Origin of the sequence: Actibacterium sp. 188UL27-1, from assembly GCF_016901225.1 — a bacterium.
Taxonomy (GTDB): Bacteria; Pseudomonadota; Alphaproteobacteria; order Rhodobacterales; family Rhodobacteraceae; genus 188UL27-1.
The window spans coordinates 499,060-518,398 of sequence record NZ_JAFEUL010000001.1 but is presented as its reverse complement, the minus strand read 5'-3'; the positions used below and the strand labels follow the sequence as shown (position 1 = coordinate 518,398).

At 61.3% G+C, this 19,339-nt stretch carries 21 protein-coding genes and 1 pseudogene; 12 read left to right on the top strand and 10 right to left on the bottom strand.

Translation table 11 applies throughout. The features are described 5' to 3' along the window. Positions 1-24: 24 nt before the first annotated feature. Positions 25-1,101 carry a zinc-binding dehydrogenase gene (locus IU397_RS02660; protein ID WP_204410350.1) on the top strand — a complete coding sequence of 359 codons (1,077 nt, stop codon included), beginning with the start codon at positions 25-27 and terminating at the stop codon, positions 1,099-1,101. Here the strand turns inward: IU397_RS02660 and IU397_RS02655 are convergent. Then, positions 1,088-1,387: a hypothetical protein gene (locus IU397_RS02655; protein WP_239479538.1), complete on the bottom strand. Its 300-nt coding sequence runs from the start codon at positions 1,385-1,387 to the stop codon at positions 1,088-1,090. The two genes, IU397_RS02660 and IU397_RS02655, sit on opposite strands and share 14 nt — an antisense overlap. A gap of 192 nt (positions 1,388-1,579) precedes the next feature. Here IU397_RS02655 and IU397_RS02650 point away from each other — a divergent pair, with 192 nt between their 5' ends. The 4 genes from IU397_RS02650 to IU397_RS02635 all read left to right on the top strand — a co-directional run bounded on the left by IU397_RS02650 (position 1,580) and on the right by IU397_RS02635 (position 5,004). Further along, positions 1,580-2,827, top strand: a complete 1,248-nt coding sequence (locus IU397_RS02650) for a mandelate racemase/muconate lactonizing enzyme family protein (protein WP_204410348.1) — start codon at positions 1,580-1,582, stop codon at positions 2,825-2,827. Between the two features lie 148 nt (positions 2,828-2,975). Then, positions 2,976-3,353, top strand: a complete 378-nt coding sequence (locus tag IU397_RS02645; RefSeq protein ID WP_204410345.1) for a hypothetical protein — start codon at positions 2,976-2,978, stop codon at positions 3,351-3,353. Next, positions 3,331-4,296 carry a Tox-REase-5 domain-containing protein gene (locus IU397_RS02640; protein ID WP_204410343.1) on the top strand — a complete coding sequence of 322 codons (966 nt, stop codon included), beginning with the start codon at positions 3,331-3,333 and terminating at the stop codon, positions 4,294-4,296. The genes IU397_RS02645 and IU397_RS02640 overlap by 23 nt, the downstream gene beginning before the upstream one ends. Positions 4,297-4,299: 3 nt before the next feature. Further along, a complete protein-coding gene (locus tag IU397_RS02635) occupies positions 4,300-5,004 on the top strand; it encodes an Imm52 family immunity protein (protein WP_204410341.1) in 705 nt (234 codons plus the stop codon). Positions 5,005-5,135: 131 nt separating this feature from the next. Here IU397_RS02635 and IU397_RS02630 read toward each other — a convergent pair whose 3' ends face one another. Genes IU397_RS02630 through IU397_RS02615 form a run of 4 tightly spaced genes read right to left on the bottom strand, consistent with a single transcriptional unit; the run spans position 5,136 to position 8,269 of the window. Beyond that, positions 5,136-5,681, bottom strand: a complete 546-nt coding sequence (locus IU397_RS02630) for a hypothetical protein (RefSeq protein WP_204410338.1) — start codon at positions 5,679-5,681, stop codon at positions 5,136-5,138. After that, positions 5,678-6,601 (bottom strand): ornithine carbamoyltransferase, encoded by a 924-nt coding sequence (argF, locus tag IU397_RS02625; protein WP_204410336.1) that lies wholly within the window; start codon positions 6,599-6,601, stop codon positions 5,678-5,680. The genes IU397_RS02630 and argF overlap by 4 nt, the downstream gene beginning before the upstream one ends. After that, positions 6,598-7,071: a GNAT family N-acetyltransferase gene (locus IU397_RS02620; RefSeq protein WP_204410334.1), complete on the bottom strand. Its 474-nt coding sequence runs from the start codon at positions 7,069-7,071 to the stop codon at positions 6,598-6,600. The genes argF and IU397_RS02620 overlap by 4 nt, the downstream gene beginning before the upstream one ends. 10 nt (positions 7,072-7,081) lie before the next feature. Then, on the bottom strand, positions 7,082-8,269 hold the full coding sequence (locus tag IU397_RS02615; RefSeq protein ID WP_204410332.1) for an aspartate aminotransferase family protein: 1,188 nt from the start codon (positions 8,267-8,269) through the stop codon (positions 7,082-7,084). A 250-nt stretch (positions 8,270-8,519) separates the two neighbouring features. On the opposite strand from IU397_RS02615, the gene IU397_RS02610 reads away from it, so the two are divergent. Then, positions 8,520-9,431 (top strand): DMT family transporter, encoded by a 912-nt coding sequence (locus IU397_RS02610; protein WP_204410330.1) that lies wholly within the window; start codon positions 8,520-8,522, stop codon positions 9,429-9,431. Positions 9,432-9,562: 131 nt separating this feature from the next. Here IU397_RS02610 and IU397_RS02605 read toward each other — a convergent pair whose 3' ends face one another. Further along, the gene (locus IU397_RS02605; protein WP_204410328.1) at positions 9,563-9,988 is read right to left on the bottom strand and encodes an arsenate reductase family protein; all 426 of its coding nucleotides are present in this window, start codon (positions 9,986-9,988) and stop codon (positions 9,563-9,565) included. An 87-nt stretch (positions 9,989-10,075) separates the two neighbouring features. Then, positions 10,076-11,011, bottom strand: coding sequence for an MBL fold metallo-hydrolase (locus IU397_RS02600; RefSeq protein ID WP_204410325.1), 936 nt, complete (start codon positions 11,009-11,011; stop codon positions 10,076-10,078). A gap of 176 nt (positions 11,012-11,187) precedes the next feature. Here IU397_RS02600 and gltX point away from each other — a divergent pair, with 176 nt between their 5' ends. The 5 genes and pseudogenes from gltX to IU397_RS02575 all read left to right on the top strand — a co-directional run bounded on the left by gltX (position 11,188) and on the right by IU397_RS02575 (position 15,346). Further along, positions 11,188-12,513 carry a glutamate--tRNA ligase gene (gene gltX, locus IU397_RS02595; RefSeq protein ID WP_204410323.1) on the top strand — a complete coding sequence of 442 codons (1,326 nt, stop codon included), beginning with the start codon at positions 11,188-11,190 and terminating at the stop codon, positions 12,511-12,513. Continuing rightward, positions 12,510-13,177 (top strand): annotated as a pseudogene (locus IU397_RS02590) (SDR family oxidoreductase). The gene gltX and the pseudogene IU397_RS02590 overlap by 4 nt, the downstream one beginning before the upstream one ends. A gap of 12 nt (positions 13,178-13,189) precedes the next feature. Next, positions 13,190-14,578, top strand: a complete 1,389-nt coding sequence (locus IU397_RS02585) for an MATE family efflux transporter (protein ID WP_204410321.1) — start codon at positions 13,190-13,192, stop codon at positions 14,576-14,578. Positions 14,579-14,720: 142 nt separating this feature from the next. Continuing rightward, the gene (locus IU397_RS02580; protein WP_204410319.1) at positions 14,721-15,101 is read left to right on the top strand and encodes a hypothetical protein; all 381 of its coding nucleotides are present in this window, start codon (positions 14,721-14,723) and stop codon (positions 15,099-15,101) included. After that, complete coding sequence (locus tag IU397_RS02575) at positions 15,098-15,346, top strand: hypothetical protein (RefSeq protein WP_204410317.1); 249 nt, start codon at positions 15,098-15,100, stop codon at positions 15,344-15,346. Before IU397_RS02580 ends, IU397_RS02575 begins: the two co-directional genes overlap by 4 nt. A gap of 179 nt (positions 15,347-15,525) precedes the next feature. On the opposite strand, the gene IU397_RS23775 is transcribed toward IU397_RS02575, so the two are convergent. The 3 genes from IU397_RS23775 to ubiE are packed head-to-tail and all read right to left on the bottom strand — an operon-like array spanning position 15,526 to position 18,367. Next, entirely contained in the window at positions 15,526-16,056 is a 531-nt protein-coding gene (locus IU397_RS23775; protein WP_204410315.1) for a gamma-glutamylcyclotransferase family protein, read from the bottom strand. A 24-nt stretch (positions 16,057-16,080) separates the two neighbouring features. Then, positions 16,081-17,610, bottom strand: a complete 1,530-nt coding sequence (gene ubiB / locus IU397_RS02565) for a 2-polyprenylphenol 6-hydroxylase (RefSeq protein WP_204410313.1) — start codon at positions 17,608-17,610, stop codon at positions 16,081-16,083. 4 nt (positions 17,611-17,614) lie between these two features. Beyond that, positions 17,615-18,367: a bifunctional demethylmenaquinone methyltransferase/2-methoxy-6-polyprenyl-1,4-benzoquinol methylase UbiE gene (gene ubiE / locus IU397_RS02560; RefSeq protein WP_204410312.1), complete on the bottom strand. Its 753-nt coding sequence runs from the start codon at positions 18,365-18,367 to the stop codon at positions 17,615-17,617. A gap of 87 nt (positions 18,368-18,454) precedes the next feature. Between ubiE and mutM the strand changes: the two genes are divergently transcribed. Then, complete coding sequence (gene mutM / locus IU397_RS02555) at positions 18,455-19,306, top strand: bifunctional DNA-formamidopyrimidine glycosylase/DNA-(apurinic or apyrimidinic site) lyase (protein ID WP_204410310.1); 852 nt, start codon at positions 18,455-18,457, stop codon at positions 19,304-19,306. Positions 19,307-19,339: the final 33 nt, after the last annotated feature.

Sequence of the window (19,339 nt, the reverse complement as noted above, 5' to 3'; positions counted from 1 at the left end):
GCCGCAACGGAGAGAGGAACTGGTATGGCAACAATCAAAGCAGCGGTCAGCCGCGCCTTTCACCACCCCCTTGTGATCGAGGATATCGTCCTGGCGGCACCCGGCCCCGGCCAGGTCGAGGTCACGCTGGAAGCCTGCGCGATCTGCCATTCCGACATCTCCTTCATCGAGGCCGCGTGGGGCGGCGTCTTGCCCGCGATTTACGGGCATGAGGCGGTGGGGCATGTGACCGCCGCTGGCCCTGGTGCGCGGCATGAGGTGGGCACCCGCGTTCTGGTCACGCTGATGGTGAATTGCGGGCAATGCCGGTGCTGCGCCGGTGGCAAGGCCGCCCATTGCGAAACCGCTGTGGATCAGGTGGCGACGCTGGCCTTGCCCGATGGTACGCCCGTCTCGCAAGGGATGAATTGTGGGGCCTTCGCGGAAAAGGTCGTGGTCCGTGACAGCCAGACCCAACCGATACCGGCAGATATTCCAGCCGCCTCCGCCGCCGTACTGTCATGTGGTGTGATCACCGGGCTGGGGGCCGCTGTGAACACGGCACGGATCCGCCCAGGCGAGGTTGTCGTTGTGATCGGTGCGGGCGGTGTGGGATTGAACGCGATCCAGGGCGCGCGGCTGAGCGGTGCGTCCCGCATCGTGGCTGTAGATATGGTCCCGGACAAACTGGACGCAGCCCTTGATTTCGGGGCAACCGACGGAATTCTGGCCAACCATGACGCCCCGTGGAAGGCTTTGCGCCAGATTGCCCCTCAAGGAGCGGATGTGGTTCTGGTCTCTGTCGGGGCTCTTCCGGCCTATGACAGTGCCTTGCGCTACTTGGGCAGCAAAGGCCGCGCCTATGCAGTGGGAATGACCCATGGCGGCCAGTCAGCCGGATATGAGCCGGTCATGCTGGCTTATTACGGCCACCGAATAGAAGGGTCATTGATGGGCGACACGGTCCTGGCGCGCGATATTCCGTGGATGGTCGATCTTTACCGGCAAGGCCGGCTGAAGCTGGACGAGCTGGTCTCGGGCACTTGGCGGCTGGATCAGATCAACAACGCCATTACTGACACCAAATCCGGCGCCGCCCGGCGCAATGTCATAGTGTTCTAAGGGTCTTGCGGCTGGTGCCCTCGGATTTCGTGCGCATTGCAAAACCGACCAACGACACGCAGATCCAGAATACCTGTATCAAGGCGGCCGCAAGGTTGAATGCGTTGAGTAACCCGATCAAGACAAAGCTCGCTGCGGATAGGTTGATTATAAAATACAAAGGCTGATCTGCGCTGATCCGCCGGGCCGTCAGCATGGTGTAGTTCAGAACATAAAGGCTGAACCCCACCATGCCGATGGCGCTAAGAAGCATATTCGAGGAAAAAAGAGCGTCAAATTCAAACATCGCCAGACCCTTTAATTGGAGCAAATACACACCGCCCGGTGGACCTGTCGTAGCGTAAAGCGGTGGGGCACGGGTTGACGTTTGCCAAACGGTTGGCGGTTTTCACGGATTTCTCATGGCGCGTGAAGAGGCGGATCCGATGGACGGGCCGCAGGATTGATGTTTGATATTGCGCAGAAAAGGGGAGGTGCCATGAAACTCGCCGACGTGGATGTGATCGTGACAGCGCCCCCGTCACCGGGATGGGGCGGGCGGTACTGGATCTTTGTAAAGGTTACCACCGCCTGCGGGATCGTCGGTTGGGGCGAATGCTATGCCAGTTCTGTCGGACCCACGGCAATGCGAGCGGTTATTGAGGATGTCTTTGCCCGCCACGTGGCGGGCGAGCATCCAGCAAATATCGAGTTGATGTTCCGCCGCGCCTATTCCAGCGGGTTCACCCAACGCCCCGACCTGACCGTCATGGGTGCGTTTTCGGGCCTGGAGATCGCCTGTTGGGACATCCTGGGCAAAGCCTTGGATCGCCCGGTCTGGGCTCTGCTGGGCGGCAAAACGAATGACCGATTACGAGCCTACACCTATCTGTATCCCAAGAATGATCAAGACCATGACCGGTTCTGGGTGACACCCGAAATGTCGGCCGAGGCGGCCTTGGCCTGGGTCGAGGAAGGCTTCACAGCGGTGAAATTCGACCCTGCCGGTCCCTACACCATCCGGCCAGGGCATCAGCCCGCGATGCGCGATATCTCCCGCTCGGTCGCGTTCTGCAAGGCGATCCGGGAGGCGGTGGGGGACCGGGCCGATCTGCTCTTTGGCACCCATGGGCAGTTTTCGACCGGCGGTGCCATCCGCATGGCCCACGCGATCGCGCCCTACCAACCGCTGTGGTTCGAGGAACCCATCCCGCCCGATAACGTGGCCGCCATGGCGCGCGTGGCAGCCGCCAGCTCAGTGCCCGTGGCCACCGGCGAGCGTCTGACCACCAAAGCCGAGTTCGCCCCTATCTTGCGGGAAGGCGCCGCGACCATCCTGCAACCGGCCCTGGGCCGTGTAGGTGGCATCAATGAGGCCCGCAAGATCGCCGCCCTGGCCGAGGTCTATAACGCACAGATGGCACCGCATCTCTATGCCGGGCCCATCGAATGGGCTGCGAACGTGGCCCTTGGCACCGCCATCCCCAACTTGCTGATGGTCGAAACAATCGAGACAGGCTGCGCCTTTCACCGCGCCCTGATCGGCGACACGATCCGGTTCGACGCGGGCGACCTGATCCCACCCGACGCTCCGGGCCTTGGGATCGAGGTCAATGAGGCCCTCGCGCGCGCCCATCCCTATACCGGCGATCAGCTCCACCTGCAGATGCAGGAGGCCCCGTGCGACTACGCACAAGAGAACGTCTTTGCCGGCGGCGCCCCCGTTCGACCTGCGGAAAACATCTGACGGAGAGGCAACGGCTCAAGAACATGGAAATGCTCGGCAGGATTGAGCGCCTGACTTGGGTCTGAAGACCGAAGCCTTGCAAATCGGGTTGGAAACCAGCCACGGCACATCTGGTTGTATTTAGATTTTGAAACAATCGGTTGTTGCCATGCAGTACCCCAAGCTGACCCAAAAGATGCTTGATGTTGGGAACGCGCCCGCTCGGGCAAAGGCCAATGCTGAGCTTGCCACGGAAATTCGGGCGTTCCGTCCGGGTCCTGTTGCCGGTCTTTCCGACGCCCAACTTGTCTGGGCGGTCGATAACTCCCGCCAGGCCGCGCTTGATTTTGGCCTCGAATACAAACGGACGATCAAGCAATGGATTTATGTTGACCTGCTTTTGGCCCCCGGTTTCCACGGCATTCCAGACCTGATGTCTGACGTGAACGGCGCTTACGGCGACCCCGACACAAAGGCCCGTGACCTGTTTCAAACCCTCAAGGTGCTGTTCCGCCGAAACGGACGTGGCGCTGAGATTTGGTGGTGATCGTGACATAAGCAACGTTTTTGAACGCTACTGCACGCCTACCGGTGATATTTATGTCGATCCCCAAGGCAATGCCTACCCGACCTATACCAATTGCCCCTTTTGGCTGGACCCGTTTCTAGCCCCCGTGCCCGAGGACCTGCCCGAGATCGAATTACCGACCGGCAATCCAGGTGGTGGGGAGAACATCACCGATGACCCCGAAGAGGGCATTACCGTTGGTCCCGTTGTTCCCCCGGAACAGACCCTTCCGGAACCCACGCCCGAGGCCGGCGAACTGGCGGGCGAAGCCGGGGAACCCACGCCAACCCCGGACTTCCCGCAACCCCATGAAACGGTGCGCCAGAGGATCGAAGAGAATGTCCAGAGCAGCGATGACTGCACCGACGGTTGCGATGAATGCGAACCACGCCTTGAAGGGTATTACGACTGGAACAACTACCTCAATGCAGGCATCACAGAGGCAGAAACGCAAGAAGGCAACTATGCCTGGGTTGGCTATCAGGTCTATGTCTGTAATCTTCCCATTGATCCCGGCCGCGGGCGCATTGCCGAATTCATATATTTGACAAATGATGCCGGTCAGCCCCATGAGTGGGATGGCTTCGATGCGCCCACCTGCACCCTGATCCAGGCGAAATACGCCTATGACACGGCCCTGACGGCTGAATGGACGCCACGCACGGGCTCGGATGGCCAACCGGATACAGGTTCCATCGTCGTACCGATTGAAGCGAAGAGATTTCAAGCGGAAGTCACTTTCGATGAGCTACTCAGGAAAGCTGGAAACCAGTTTCGCCGCATCGCAAACGTTGAACATGCGAAACTACTTTGGGTCTTTGAAAGCCATAACTCGTTTCACTACTTCATAAGACGGGGTGGCGACCGTATCGGACCGATTCCAAAATATGATGTCATGCAAAATCCATGGCAGAGGAGCTAGGGCATGCTTTATATGAGTGTGATCTGTCACTTTCGGCGGGGCCCCTTGCCTTCACACGAGGGCTTCGCAGCTTTCGTCGATCTGGCACTTTTGCTGCAAAAACTGCCTCCATTCCATCCAGGCTGGGAAGTCAACGGCGTTCCCTTCTCGGCACCTTTGGCTGACATTGAAGCGGGTTTTCGTACTATTCAGCCCCCGGGTGATGATGGTGATTTATTCTTTGCAGCGGCCGAAAGCGCGCAGGCTGCGAAAGGACGACCGCTTCCGCCTGAACGGTATACGGCATTTTTCCGCTATGATCGCCTGGAGGGCAATCAGGAACTCCGTCTTTCCATCGTCCCATCGCTTACCGATGCGCCGATGCTGCGCGAGGTTATCGCGACGCTGGCAGTGTGGTGGCCGCTTCAACATGTTCAGGCGGTTTATGAAAGCTATCCGCATCTGGATAGCCCGTTGGATCAGCGCAACCGAGCGGGGATTGGGTGGGCCGGGTGGATCCCGTTTCAGGTGACCGCAGAGAGCCTGCCGGAGGTAGGGATCGTCTCGCCTTTGGGGCCCGGCACATTTCTGGCAACACAAAGGGCGTTTTGGGACCTGACCGATCCGGAGGCCGTGAAACGGGCCCAAGACCTTGAAATTCGCCTAAACGCCATCGGGATGCTCCCAACCCATGAAGCCCTCCGCGCCGGCACATGGGGGCAAACCTAAAAGCCCGCTTGGCCGCATCGCGACTGTGGATCATCCGGTAACGGGTTGCATTGGATCAGAACGCATCAAAATGCGTGTTGGAGCGCCGGCGAGAGGCCGCGTATCTTGGATCCAACTGAACGCAACACGCGCTAGCGGCGGTTCTTAGGCTCCCGTCCAAGGGACCAGCCACCAAACGGAACGTACTCGTCGCCCATATGCACCATACCGTAAAGGTGCAGCGGGTTGGCCATGGTAAAATCTATCCGGTCCGCCAGCGGATTGTTTTCCAGATGCATTCGGTAGGACCAGTCACGATACTCCGCAGTGGGGTCCTGTTCTTTAGGCTCGACAATACCCCGCACGGTTTCGCCGGTCGAAAAGGTCAGTTGGGCCGGTGAGGCACAGATCGCGGCCGGAAACCTCGTTCCGTCAAAAGCCCCTTCTAGCCGGATCTTGACGACCACCGAAACCGGCGTTTCATCGGGCATTAGGTAGACAAATCGAAAGCTGTGATTGGCCCAGGCCAACTTGCCTCGCTCCCTTCCCGTCAGCGCGGGGCGGCCATCGCAGGCGCCCCCTGCAACATAGCCATCAAACCGCCACCCCGCACCTTGGGCCGCCAATGGCATGGCGCTGACCGCCGCGATCGCTGCTAGTGTTGGCAATATGCAAGACAGGCGTAGTCCGTCGTTCATTTCAGGCACCAGCGCATGATGGCCTTTTGGGCGTGGAGGCGGTTTTCGGCTTCGTCGAAGATGACGGATTGGGGGCCGTCCATGACGGAAGAGGTCAACTCCTCCTCGCGGTGGGCGGGCAGGCAATGCATAACGAGGGCATCTTTGCCCGCAGCCTCCATCAACGCGTCGTTCACCTGATAGGGGCGCAACTGGTTGTGGCGACGTTCGCGGGTAGAAACCGGATCATGCATGCTGACCCAGGTATCGGCGACGATCAGGTCAGCGCCTTCGACGGCTTTGAAGACATCGCGCTCGATCTCGACCTGGGCACCCTTGGCGCGGGCCTCGTCGATAAAGACCTGCTCGGGGTCCAGCGGCTCGGGCCCGCTGACGGTGACGTTAAAGCCAAGCTGTCCCGCCGCATGCAGGAATGACGCACAGACATTGTTGCCGTCGCCCGTCCAGACGACCTTTTTGCCAGTGATCGGCCCGCGATGCTCCTCGAATGTCAGGATATCGGCCATGATCTGGCAGGGATGGCTGCGGTTTGTCAGGCCGTTGATCACCGGGACGGTGGCATGGTGTGCCAGCTCGAACAGCGAGGCTTCCTCGAATGTCCGGATCATGATCAGATCAACATAGCGGCTCAGCACCTGGGCCGTGTCGCCGACGCTTTCGCCGTGGCCCAGCTGGATCTCACTGCCGGACAGGACGAGGGTCTGCCCGCCCATCTGCCGCACGCCCACGTCAAAGCTGACCCGCGTCCGGGTCGACGGCTTTTCAAAGATCAACGCCACGATATGATCTTTCAGCGGGGTCTCTGCATCCAATGTGCCCTTGGACCGACCGGCGCGGGCAGACTTGATCCGCTTGGCCTCGTCAAGAATGCCGCGCAGATCGCCGGGTTCGGTTTTATTGATGTCCAGAAAGTGCTTCATTTTGTCGGTCCAGGTGTAAAGGTCATGACCAGCACGGGATCGCCATCTTCGCAGACGCGCTCCTCCAGCGGGGTGAAACCGGCCTTGGTATAGGCGGCGATGGCGCGGGTGTTCTGCGGGTCAGGATCAACGACGATGGTGCTGGCCCCGGCCTTGGTCAATTCGGTCGCGCGTTGGCACAGATAGGTGCTGCCATGGCCCTGACCCAGATAAGCAGGATCGCCCAGGAACGTGTCGATCGCGCGGGCATCCTTGGCCAACCCCGCGAATTGCGGGGCGGGCCAGAAATGGGCAGGGTAGTCTTGTACATAGGCAAACGGCGCATCTGCCCAGACGATGCGCATATCGGTCGGGCCGGTGTCGAGGTCGCGTTTGAACAAAGCGATCTCACATTCGGGCGAACCCCACCAGCCGCCGATATGCGGCTGGGAGAGCCAATGCTGCAGCATCGGGTAATCTGCGCGGGTCACGGGGATGAACCTATAGGTCAGCATCGACGGTGAGGGAGGCCGCGGCCTTGTCCAGCCGCGCCACAGCCTCCGCCAACTCCTCATCGGTGATGTTCAAGGATGGCAAAAGGCGGACGGTGTTGTCGGCCGCCGGAACTGTGATCAGGTTCTGTTCATAGCCCGCCTGAACGAAGGCCGTGTTGGGGGCCTTGCAGACCAGGCCCAGCATCAAGCCCGACCCACGCACATGGTCAAAAACCTGCGGGTGGGCGGCGACAAGACCTTCAAGCTTTTGCCGAAGCAGACCGGCCTTGCGATTGACCTCATCCAGAAAAGCAGGCTCCGCCACTATGTTCAGAACGGCAAGGCCCACAGCACAGCCCAAGGGGTTGCCGCCATAGGTCGAGCCATGGGTGCCGACGGTCATGCCGCTGGCCGCCTCTTCGGTCGCCAGCACTGCGCCCAAGGGGAAGCCACCGCCGATGCCCTTGGCAACCATCATGATATCGGGCGTGACGCCAGACCATTCATGGGCGAAAAGCTTGCCGGTCCGGGCGACGCCGCATTGCACCTCGTCCAGGATCATCAAGGCGCCGGTTTCGTCACACGCATCGCGCAGCCCTTTCAGGCAGGCATCGGGGAGCGGACGAATGCCGCCTTCACCTTGGACCGGTTCGACCAGCACGCCAGCGACGTCGGGGGCCTTCATCGCGGCGGTCAAGGCCTCATGATCCGCAAAATCCAGATGCACAAAACCGGGCAGCAAGGGGCCAAAGCCATGGGTCATCTTCTCTGACCCGGCGGCCGCGATCCCGGCAGAGGACCGGCCATGGAAGGAACCGCTGAACGTGATGATCTTCACCCGCTCAGGCTGACCTTTATCGAACCAATACTTTCGGGCCATCTTGACCGCCAGCTCGCAAGCTTCGGTTCCCGAATTGGTGAAAAACACCGTGTCAGCGAATGTCAGATCGACAAGCTTATCGGCGAGGGCCTGCTGCTGCGGCAGATTGTACAGGTTCGACGCATGCCAAAGCGTGCCGGCCTGCTCCGTGATCGCCGCCACCAGCGACGGGTTCGCATGGCCCAGCACGTTCACTGCGATGCCCGCGCCCATATCCAGGTAACGTCGGCCATCCGCCTCAATTAGCCAGGCACCTTCGCCTTTGACAAAGCTCATCGGCGCACGGGAATAGGTCGGCAGGAGGGACGGGAACATGGGTCCACCTCATGGGTCAGAATGTATGAAGTGCCAGCGGTGGCACGGTGTTGTCAATTGGGAAGAGCGAACAGGCGGCCTTCCGGCCCGGATGTCAGGCGCGTCGGCGTCGGCGCGAGCGGCAGGCGGTAATGACATGCGTGTTCATACGGACGGACTAGCAGAGCGTGGTCGGAAGGAAAAGCGAAACCTGACGCCCGCGCGCAGATCAGCTCTGGCGGACGGTCGCGGCGACGGGTAGGGCAGCGCCATGGACATCTCCCCCAACCCGCGTGTCGCCGTCCTGTTGATGTTGACGGCCTCGGCCCTCATTGCTGCGACGACACTGTTGGCAAAGGCGTTGGGGACAGATGCCTTGGGTCCGGCCCTTCATCCCCTGCAGGTCAGCCACGGGCGGTTCATCTTCGCCCTGCTTGCGCTCGCTGCGGCCGCCTCCATCCTGCGGCCCAAATTGCAGCGGCCCCACTGGCGGCTGCACCTGGCGCGCACGACCTGCGGCTGGATCGGTGTGACGCTGATGTTCGCGGCCTCAGCCCGCATCGCCTTGTCCGACGCCACCGCGATCAGCTTTCTGAACCCCGTCTTTGCCATGATACTGGCCATCCCGCTGCTTGGCGAACGTGTGGGGCCCGTTCGCTGGCTCGCCGCTGCAATCGCCCTTTGCGGCGCAATGGTACTGCTGCGGCCCGGTCCGGGCACCTTTCAACCGGCCGCTCTGATCGCGCTGGCTTCAGCCGCTGTGATCGGGTTCGAAATCATCCTGATCAAACGCCTTTCAGGCCTGGAAAACCCGTTCCAGGTGCTGCTGGTCAACAACAGCCTGGGCGTCATCATCGCAACCTGCGCCGTCATCGCCTTTTGGGAGCCACCGACCCCGGCTCAATGGGCAGGACTGGCAGCGCTCGGCACCTGCATGGCCTGCGCCCAGGCCTGCTTTGTCAACGCGATGGCACGGGCCGAGGCGAGCTTTGTCGTCCCATTTAGCTATGCCGCCCTGATTTTCGCGGGCCTCTACGATGCCGCCCTTTTCGGGGTCATCCCCGACTGGGTGTCCCTGTCGGGCGCCGGGATCATCCTCAGCGGCGCGGCCTTGTTGGCCTGGCGGGAGGCCGCGGCAGCACGGCGATCCAACCAGAACCAGCCCCCTGTGCGAAACAGCTAGCGCCGCTCAAAGACACCAGCACCGGCTCCCATCGCACCCTCTACCCATCATGTGTCCGAAAATATCCCCGCCTCGGTGGAAACTCTCATTGTCGACCTGTAAGGCACACAAACCAAAGCGACCGATCCCAACTAGCGCGCCACGATCTCACCATCGGCACCGATTATCAGCGCACCGTCTTCCTTAGCGTAGGGCGCAGGTGGCCAGCGTTCCAAAAGGTCCAGCACAGCCTCGCTCGGACGACACAATCGAACACCCTTCGCGGTGCATACAATCGGTCGATTCACGAGGATCGGGTGGGCGATCATCTGGTCCAGAATCACGTCATGAGGGATCGCGGGATCCAGCAATCCCAGCTCTTCCGCCGGGCTTTTGCTGGTGCGCAGGGCGTCACGCGGGGTCAGCCCAGCCGCAACGAACAGGCCCAACAATTGCGGGCGGGTCCAGCCGGTTTGCAGATATTCGATGACGGTTGGAACATACCCCGCTGCCTTGATCGTTGCCAATACGTTGCGAGAAGTCCCGCAATCGGGGGTGTGATGGATGACAATGGTCATGTCTGGCCCTCCGGTTTTGAACATAATCGCAGGACCATGTGACAAAGAGCAGACAGGCGCGCGACAGAAATCGCGCGCCAAATTGCGTTAGCCAGCAAACTGATAGCTGACCGGCACATAGCGGAACCCGTCGTCGCGCGGGGCGACATAGCCCAAGGCCGGGAACGGCATGTGATAGCCAATGAACGGGATCTTGTCGGCGGCCAGCATGCCCAGTACGTCGCGACGCGCCCCGGCGGCGGCTTCCTTGTCCATGTCGAAGCGCACTTCCCAGTCGGGATAGGCCAGCGACCAGACATAGTGATTGGCCAGATCAGCGGTTAGGACCAATTGCTGGCCCCCGCTTTCCAGCATGTAAACCATGTGACCGGGCGTATGGCCAAACGAAGCCATGCCCGTGATGCCGGATGTCACGCTACCGCCATCACCGATAAAGGTCATCTTGTCGGCCAGCGGCGTGACATTTGTTTTCACCAGGTCACCCACACGGTTGCCGGCCTCTTGGGCGGCCCAGAAATCATACTCGGTCTGGCCAGTGATGTAGTTGGCATTGGCATAGGTCGGCGCCCCATCGGTCATCATGCCGCCGATATGGTCAGGGTGCATATGGGTCAGGACCACAGTCGTGATATCCTCGGGTGCCTTGCCCGCTTCGGCCAGCGCCTTGATCAGGCCCCCTTGCCCCAGGCCAGTATCGAACAGGATGACCTCTTCACCAGTCTCGACCAATGTCGGCGTGAAGTAAAAGCTGGTCGTGTCGACCGGGATGAAGTTCTCCTCCGACACGGTGGCGAATTCCTCGGCCGAGACATTCATGCCAAACGTCCCCTGCGGCTCTTCATTGCCGTGGCGGACACCGTCCAACATGCTGGTGACCTTCATGTCGCCCAAGGTGATGGAGTTTGTGATCTGGGCTGGTGCGGCCTCATGCCCGTCGGCATGGGCCAGCGTGGGCAATGTCAGCACCGCGGGCGCAGCCACGGATGTAAAAAAAGCCTGACGGCGATTTACGGTCAAGGTCATGGGGTTCTCTCCTGTCGGGATGATTGCGCGACAAATAGCAGCGATTATCCCAAGGGAAAGGGGATGCTGTTCACAAACCAGCGACAGAGATCGGCGTATGACAGCGGTTGAGGCATTGCACTTGGCCGCCCGCTTGCCCATATGGCGTCACCTTCCAACATGAAAGGGCCTGCCCCATGTCGTCTGCCGTCACCCGCTTTGCCCCCTCGCCCACCGGCTATCTGCATGTGGGCAACCTGCGGACGGCCTTGTTCAACTGGCTGATCGCACGACAATCGGGCGGTATCTTCGTGCTGCGGCTGGACGATACCGATCCAGAGCGCTCAAAGCCCGAATTCGCCGACGCTATCAAAGGAGATATGGAATGGCTCGGCCTCACCTGGGACCGGCTCGAAACCCAATCCTCCCGGCTAGACCGCTACGCCGCCGCCGCCGACCAATTGCGCGCCGCCGATCGGTTCTATGAAGCGTTCGAGACACCGGTCGAGCTGGACCTGAAGCGCAAGAAGCAGCTCAATATGGGCAAACCACCAGTCTATGACCGCGCGGCCCTAAACCTGACGGATGCCGAGAAAGATACTCTGCGCGCAGAACGCGGCGGCCATTGGCGGTTTCTGCTGAATCATGCCCGGATCGGATGGGCTGACGGGATCCTGGGCGATCTGTCCATCGACGCGGCCTCGGTCAGTGACCCTGTCTTGATCCGGGGCGACGGGCAGGTCCTTTACACCTTGGCCTCCGTCGTCGACGATACCGAGATGGGCATCACCCATGTCGTGCGCGGCTCCGACCATGTGACCAACACCGCCACCCAGGTCCAGATTATCGAGGCCTTGGGCGGCACGCTTCCCGCCTTTGCCCACCATTCCCTGCTGACCGGCCCCCAGGGCGAGGCTTTGTCGAAACGCCTCGGCACCCTGGCCCTGCGCGATCTGCGTGCGGCGGGGATCGAACCCCTGGCCCTGCTCAGCCACATGGCCCGCCTCGGCTCCTCAGACCCGTTCGAGCTGCGCGCCACCCATCAGGAGTTGATCGACGGCTTTGACCTGTCCCGGTTCGGCGCGGCCCCCACCAAGTTCGACGTGGCCGATCTGGGGCCTCTGACCGCCCGCCATCTGGCGACACTTCCCCTGGAAGCGGTGACCAGTGACATCGCCGCTTTGGGGATCCCCGCCGACCAGGCAGCGGCGTTTTGGAACGTCGTGAAAGAAAATATCGAAACACGCGCCGACATGGCGGCCTGGTGGACCCTGTTCACCGAAGGCGCCACCCCTATGGTCGCGGATGAGGATCGGGACTTTGTGGCCCAGGCCTTTGCCCTGCTGCCCGACCAGCCCTGGGATACAACGACCTGGAGCACCTGGACCACTGCGGTGAAAGGTGCAACGGGCCGCAAGGGCAAGGGCCTTTTCATGCCGCTGCGCCTGGCCATGACCGGGCGCCAACGCGGCCCTGAAATGGCAGAGGTCCTGCCGCTTTTGCAGAAGCGGCCCACCCTATGACCCAGCGCCACCTTTGCCTGATCACCGGCGCCTCCGCGGGCATCGGTGCCGCCGCTGCGCGCCTGGCCGCCCCGGACTATGACCTGATGCTGAGCTACAACACCGACCGGGCCGGGGCCGAGGACACCGCCCGGACCTGCCGCGCCAAGGGTGCCCGGGTAGAGATCGCACAAGGTGACGTCTCGCTCTCCGCCGATGTCGAAACGCCCGCCTGACCGAAATGGACGATGCCCGTATCAGCCAGCTTTTCGCTGTCAACGTGGTGGGGGCCATGGCCGTGGCGCGCGAAACCGTGCGCCGGATGGAGGCGCAGGGCACTGGCGGGGCAATCGTCAACATCTCATCCGCCGCCGCGCGTCTGGGCGCGCCCAACCAATATGTCGACTATGCCGCCACCAAAGGCGCGATCGATACGTTCACGACCGGATTGGCGCATGAGGTTGCCGCTGCGAATATCCGCGTCGTCGGCATCCGCCCCGGCATCATCGATACCGCGATCCACGCAAAGGGCGGTGAACCCGACCGCGCCGATCATCTCGGGCCTGCCGTGCCCCTGGGCCGCAAAGGCAGCGCAGATGAGGTCGCCCAGGCGATTGTCTGGCTTTTATCACCAAAAGCCAGTTACATCACCGGGACCACGCTGGACGTCACCGGCGGGCGCTAATCCAAGGTCGCGATGGCGGAAAACGCAAAGTTCCTGGAAGGCAACCTGCTGCGCCACATCACAGTGATGGCGCTGACGTCCTCGGTGGGCCTGATGGCCGTCTTCGTCGTCGACTTCATCGACATGATCTTTATCTCGATGCTGGGCCGGGATGAACTGGCCGCCGCGGTTGGGTATGCGGGTGCGATCCTGTTCTTCACCACCTCCTTCAGCATCGGTATGGCGATTGCAGCGGGCGCGTTGGTCGCGCGGGCCCTGGGCGCGGGGGATGCTGAACTGGCGCAATCGCGCGCCTCCGCCGCCTTGGTCTGGGGGGTGATCTTCGGCGCGGCCTTTTCCGCCGTGGTCTGGGTCTATCTCAGGCCACTGACTGCCTTGATGGGCGCGTCCGGCGTCACGCTGGATCTGGCCGTGCAATACCTGTCGATCATCGTGCCCAGCCTGCCGCTGCTGCTGATCGGGATGCTGGGCGGCGCGATCCTGCGCGCCCATGGCGATGCCAGACGCGCCATGATGGCCACGATCTATGGCGCGGGCGTCAATGCCATCCTCGACCCGATCCTGATCTTCGGCCTGGATCTGGAACTGACCGGCGCGGCGCTCGCCTCTGTCGCCGCCCGCGTGGCCATCGCCGCCACGGGCCTTTTGCCGATCTTCTACCACCATGGCGGGCTGGTCCGGCCCACCGTCAGGGCGCTGGCCGTCGCCTTGCCGCCCATCGTCACCATCGCCTTCCCCGCCATCCTGACCCAGCTTGCAACACCCATCGGTCAGGCCTTCGTCACCCGCACCATGTCCGCCTATGGAGAGGCCGCGGTGGCCGGTATGGCCATAACCGCCCGACTGACCCCGGTGGCGTTCGGGGTGATTTTTGCGCTGTCCGGCGCCATCGGCCCCGTCATCGGCCAGAATTTCGGCGCAGGCCAACATGACCGGGTCAAACAGGCCTTCCGCGATGGCCTGCTGTTCTGCGGCGTCTTCGTGGTGTCGATGACCGTGCTGCTGTTCTTGCTGCGCGCACCCATCGCGGACCTTTTCGGCGCGACGGGTGAAACCCGTCAACTGGTCTACCTGTTCTGCGGCCCCCTGGCGCTGGCATTCTTTTTCAACGGCGCGATCTTCGTCAGCAACGCAGCCTTCAACAATCTGGGCCACCCGTTCTATTCCACATGGATCAACTGGGGCCGCCACACGCTGGGCACCATCCCCCTGGTCTTGGCAGGCGGCGCGCTGTTCGGCGCACCCGGCGTCCTGATCGGTCAAGCCTTGGGTGGGGTGATCTTTGCGGCCCTCGCCCTGTGGCTGACACTGCGGGTGATGAATGGCACAAAAACCGCCAAACCGCGCGACAGCTTCGCCCGCGAAGGGCGCCTCATGAGCCTCCTGCACATGCGCCGCTAAAACAGTTCGCGCAACACTGTGATCGACGGCGGCCACCGTCCAAATGTCCTCAACGTTTCGACACAGCCATCCGTGAGAGAGGGCTTTTCCATGGCTGAACCGTCCCTCATGTTCTCCGATGATCCTCCCACGGGATTTCGCCATGGCATCCCAGGTGAAGCAGGAGTTGTGGTCGAATACCGGCAGGCCAATCGGCGGTACGGTCACCTCTTCGGACCTGGCCACCTCGTCTCCCTTTCCTTGGGGTGCAAGCCATCTCGTTGAGATTGCTCCAATTGCCCTTTCGGAACTGCAAGAGCTTTCCCCGAATTGGTATAATCTGTTCTCCGAACAGACGGACAGTCCAACCGGCTTCCTGTTGGTATTGGATGCTTTGGGAACTGTCATCGAAACGCGCCTCAGCGACGGCAACGACTATTTCGAACCATTGCATGTTACGGTGTCACTGCGGATTTCGATTACACGATATTCGCCGGCGCCGGTGATGATAGCATCGACCTGTCCTTCATTGACCCAGATGTGACCATCCGCGGCAACGCAAATGGGGTCGCGCTGCCACCAGAAACGACCGAAGCGGCCTATGACTATTTCCTCGTCACGGCTGTTCAGGTCGATGGTGATATTTCCTGGAATAACGGGAACGGATTCAGCCTACGGATCTGGACGATCTCCTTCTGTCGAACTTCGACACTTTGGATTTCTTCGACCTCCCGGGATAGGCGCGCGGCGGTTGATGAGGCCGCCATGTCCGTGGGCTGCGGGCTGTGACACAGGCCGTGCATCTCGCTCACAGATTCGTTCGGGCCGCTTCATTTCGGTGCACATTGCACACGCGTTTTGCATGGGCCCAGCTTCCCCAGCCGCTGCGCTAGTTGCGACTGACGCGCAGGTCATGTGTATGGGATGTGTATGGTTTGTGCATGGAGTCTGCATCTCCTCCGCACGGGCTAACTGACCCGCGCCGCATGGCGGTCAACCAGCGCCCACTCTTCGCGTGTCAGGGATTGATGGCCCGGGTAAATCGGGGCGGCACGGTCATCCTGGATCCTGCTCCAACCCATGGTCGAGTTGAAAAAGCCGTCCACCGCAGCCTCCCCACCAAGCCGCAAATAGCCCTGCACCACGACATCCAGATAGCTCGACAGGACCGGCGCCGGGGCTTCCGCAAATGCTTGATCGCGGGGCACTTCATACAAGATCACCTTGCGCTCCTCAGGCTCAGAGACGCGCACATGACGTCGCCGATAAAGCGCTTCCCGCAGGTCCAGCCCGGCCCAATCAGGCTCTGCCACGCATGCAACCAGCCCGAAAATTTCTTTATTTTCAGAGAGTTCCACACTCAACGTCGCGAAATCTCGCCCGGGTAGGTGCCGCCATACCCGTTGCCAGCCCGTCAATCGGGTCGCATGGAGTGCGCGGTAATCATGGGTCGCACAATTTACCAGCGACCCGTATCCAAACACATGACGGTCCCTCATACCGACACCAACGCGCCGCTGCCGCTAAACGGCACCCAGTGCCCAGATCAGCGCAGCCGCCGCCACAGCCCCCAGCGTGAACCATCCCACGGCCCGTCGCCCGGTCGGTTCTGGCTGCGGTAAGGGGCGTGAGGTCTGGCGGATCAGCAAATCCTCAGCAAGTTGCGGAAATTGCGGCCCAAACCGCGCCAGCACCCGCGCCGTGCGGGTCAGATCCCGCCATAGCGCCTTTGGACCGATGTTTTCCTTGATGTATTCCTCCACAACGGGCTGCGCGACTTCCCAGATGTTGATGTTCGGGTTAAGCGACCGCGCCACCCCTTCGACCACCACCATGGTCCGTTGCAGCAGGATCAACTCGGTCCGGGTCTCCATTCCAAATCTCTCCGTTACTTCAAAGAGATAGGTCAGCAGGCGCGCCATGGAGATGCGGGAGGCATCCATGCCAAAGATCGGCTCCCCAACCGAGCGCAGCGCCCGTGCAAATTCATCGATATCCTGGCCAGCTGGCACATAGCCCGCCTCAAAATGCACCTCCGCGACACGGCGATAATCCTTGCGGATGAACCCGAAAAGGATCTCTGCATAAACGCGGCGGGTGTATTCATCAAGCCGCCCCATGATCCCGAAATCCAGCGCGATGATGTCACCATTGGGTGCGATCTTCAGATTTCCCTGGTGCATGTCGGCGTGGAAATAGCCGTCCCGCAAAGCGTGCTGAAGAAACAGGCGCAGGACCCGCTCCCCCAAATCGTGGCGATCGTGACCAGCCGCATCGATACCCGCGATATCATTGGCCGATAACCCCTTGGCCCAGTCCAGCGTCATGACCTGGCGGCCCGACAGGAACCACTGGATCTTTGGCACCTGAAACCCGGCATCCTTGGCCGTGTTGGCGGCGAACTCCGCCGCGGCAGAGCTTTCTAGCCGCAAATCCAGTTCCCCCAAAACGACCCCTTCAAAATGGGTGATCACATCCGTGGGCCGCAATCGGCGCGAGGCGGGGGACAGCAGTTCGATCACCGAAGCTGCAAAGTAAAAGGCATCGATGTCACGCCGAAAATCGCGTTCGATCTTGGGGCGCAGAACCTTGACCGCAACCTCCTGATCCGTCTCAGCGAGCCGCGCCCGGTGGACCTGGGCGATGGAGGCGGCGGCGACCGGTTCGGAAAACTCTGAAAACAGGCTTTCGACGGGAACGTCCAGTTCATCCTTGATCATCCGCATGGCCACGGATCGTGGGAATGGCGGAAGCTTGTCCTGCAGGACTTTGAGCTGCATCGCCAGCTCATCGCCTACCACATCGGGACGGGTCGACAGGATCTGCCCGAACTTGATGTAGGCCGGGCCCAGCGCCGTCAGCGCACGGGTCACCGGCGGCAGGTTCGGATCTCCTTTCAGACCCAACCAAGCAAAGGGCCAGCCCAGCAGCCGGGCGGCCACCCGGAGATTGGCAGGCGCACGAAAAGCTTCGAGGACGGCGCCCATCGCACCGGTCCGTTCCAGCGTTGCCCCCGTCCGGATCAGCCGCCAGATATTGTGAGGTCCCCGCACGCGGTCAGAGCTTCCAGCCGGAATGCAGCGCGGCAACACCCATCGTCATGTTACGGTATTTGACCTGGTCGAAACCGGCCTGGCGGATCATGTCTGCAAAGATGTCCTGATCAGGAAATTTTCTTATGGATTCAACAAGGTACTGATAGCTGTCACGATCTCCGGTGACCACCTGCCCCATGGTTGGGATCACGTTGTAGGAATAGCGATCATAGGCCCATTGCATGGCCGGATTGGGCAATTGGCTGAATTCCAGCACCATCAGGCGGCCGCCCGGGCGCAAAACGCGAAACGCCTCAGCCAAGGCATCGCCGATCCGGGTGACATTCCGGATGCCGAAGCTGATCGTGTAAACGTCAAAGCTGTTGTCGTCGAATGGCAGCGCCATGGCATCGCCAACCAGCCAGTCCAGCCGGTCGCCCAGACGCTCAGCCTCGGCTCGTTCGCGCCCTGCGATCAGCATCGGCTCTGTCAGATCACAGACCACAGCCGAAGCTTGCGGTGCGCGTTTCAAAAACCGGAACGCGATGTCGCCCGTACCGCCCGCAACATCCAGCAGACGCTGCCCCGGGCGCGGCGCCAACCAATCCATCATGGCGTCTTTCCACAGCCGATGAATGCCGCCGCTCATCAAGTCATTCATGACATCATAGCGAGAAGCGACAGACGAGAACACGCCCTGGACCAGCCCCGCTTTTTCGTCTTCGGCCACGGTCTGATTGCCGAAATGGGTTGTCCTTGCGTCCTGCTCTGTCATCTGCTCTTGCCGTTCCTTGATGTCGCTAGACCTTATAGAGCGCCACAACGGGGTTACAATGCGCCCCCTTAGGTAGGAGAGGCCAGCTTGCCCGAATTGCCCGAAGTCGAGACGGTTCGTCGCGGCCTGCTTCCCGTGATGGAGGGACAGGTCATCCAAAGCGCGGATGTCAGACGCCCTGATCTGCGCTGGCCGCTCCCACCGCAGATGGCCGCGCGGCTAACGGGCCAGCGCGTGACAGCATTGCGACGGCGGTCGAAATACATCCTGGCGGATCTGTCGAGTGGCGAGACGTTGATCATTCATCTGGGCATGTCCGGGCGTGTCCTAATCTCGGGGCAGATGCAGGGACAGTTCCATCACAGCCATCCAGCGCCTCAAAAGCACGATCATGTAGTGCTGGACATGGAGAATGGCGCGCGCATTACCTACAACGACGCGCGGCGGTTCGGGGCGATGGACTTGGCCGCCACCGAACAGGTGGAGGCCCATAAGATGCTGGCAGGGCTGGGGCCGGAGCCCCTGGGCAATGCCTTCAACGAAACATATCTGACGGATCGGCTGGCCGGGCGGATGACACCGATAAAGTCGGCCTTGCTGGATCAGCGTGTGGTTGCGGGCTTGGGCAACATTTATGTATGCGAAGTGCTCCATCGGGCCAAAATTTCACCACGGCGCAAGGCTGGGCGCCTCTCCGCGCAGCGTGCTGCCGCACTTGTTCCGCTGGTCCGCGATGTGCTGAACGAAGCGATTGCGGCGGGCGGTTCCTCGTTACGCGATTACCGCCAAGCCGATGGCGAGCTTGGATATTTTCAGCATACGTTTCGGGTTTATGATCGCGAAGGAACGGCCTGTTCCACCCCTGATTGCACCGGCACAATCGTCCGAATCATTCAGTCGGGTCGATCTTCATTCTACTGTCCGCAATGCCAAAGATAGCTTGAAACGGCCCCGACAGGTGTTAACCCTTCC

Coding starts and splice junctions, on each gene's coding strand:
- IU397_RS23775 (WP_204410315.1), bottom strand. CDS start 16,056: ATGAGGGACCGTCATGTGTTTGGATACGGGTCGCTGGTAAATTGTGCG.
- IU397_RS02600 (WP_204410325.1), bottom strand. CDS start 11,011: ATGACCTTGACCGTAAATCGCCGTCAGGCTTTTTTTACATCCGTGGCT.
- gltX (WP_204410323.1), top strand. CDS start 11,188: ATGTCGTCTGCCGTCACCCGCTTTGCCCCCTCGCCCACCGGCTATCTG.
- IU397_RS02615 (WP_204410332.1), bottom strand. CDS start 8,269: ATGTTCCCGTCCCTCCTGCCGACCTATTCCCGTGCGCCGATGAGCTTT.
- ubiE (WP_204410312.1), bottom strand. CDS start 18,367: ATGACAGAGCAGGACGCAAGGACAACCCATTTCGGCAATCAGACCGTG.
- argF (WP_204410336.1), bottom strand. CDS start 6,601: ATGAAGCACTTTCTGGACATCAATAAAACCGAACCCGGCGATCTGCGC.
- IU397_RS02605 (WP_204410328.1), bottom strand. CDS start 9,988: ATGACCATTGTCATCCATCACACCCCCGATTGCGGGACTTCTCGCAAC.
- IU397_RS02660 (WP_204410350.1), top strand. CDS start 25: ATGGCAACAATCAAAGCAGCGGTCAGCCGCGCCTTTCACCACCCCCTT.
- IU397_RS02585 (WP_204410321.1), top strand. CDS start 13,190: ATGGCGGAAAACGCAAAGTTCCTGGAAGGCAACCTGCTGCGCCACATC.
- IU397_RS02635 (WP_204410341.1), top strand. CDS start 4,300: ATGCTTTATATGAGTGTGATCTGTCACTTTCGGCGGGGCCCCTTGCCT.
- IU397_RS02655 (WP_239479538.1), bottom strand. CDS start 1,387: ATGTTTGAATTTGACGCTCTTTTTTCCTCGAATATGCTTCTTAGCGCC.
- IU397_RS02630 (WP_204410338.1), bottom strand. CDS start 5,681: ATGAACGACGGACTACGCCTGTCTTGCATATTGCCAACACTAGCAGCG.
- IU397_RS02580 (WP_204410319.1), top strand. CDS start 14,721: ATGGCATCCCAGGTGAAGCAGGAGTTGTGGTCGAATACCGGCAGGCCA.
- IU397_RS02610 (WP_204410330.1), top strand. CDS start 8,520: ATGGACATCTCCCCCAACCCGCGTGTCGCCGTCCTGTTGATGTTGACG.
- IU397_RS02645 (WP_204410345.1), top strand. CDS start 2,976: ATGCAGTACCCCAAGCTGACCCAAAAGATGCTTGATGTTGGGAACGCG.
- IU397_RS02650 (WP_204410348.1), top strand. CDS start 1,580: ATGAAACTCGCCGACGTGGATGTGATCGTGACAGCGCCCCCGTCACCG.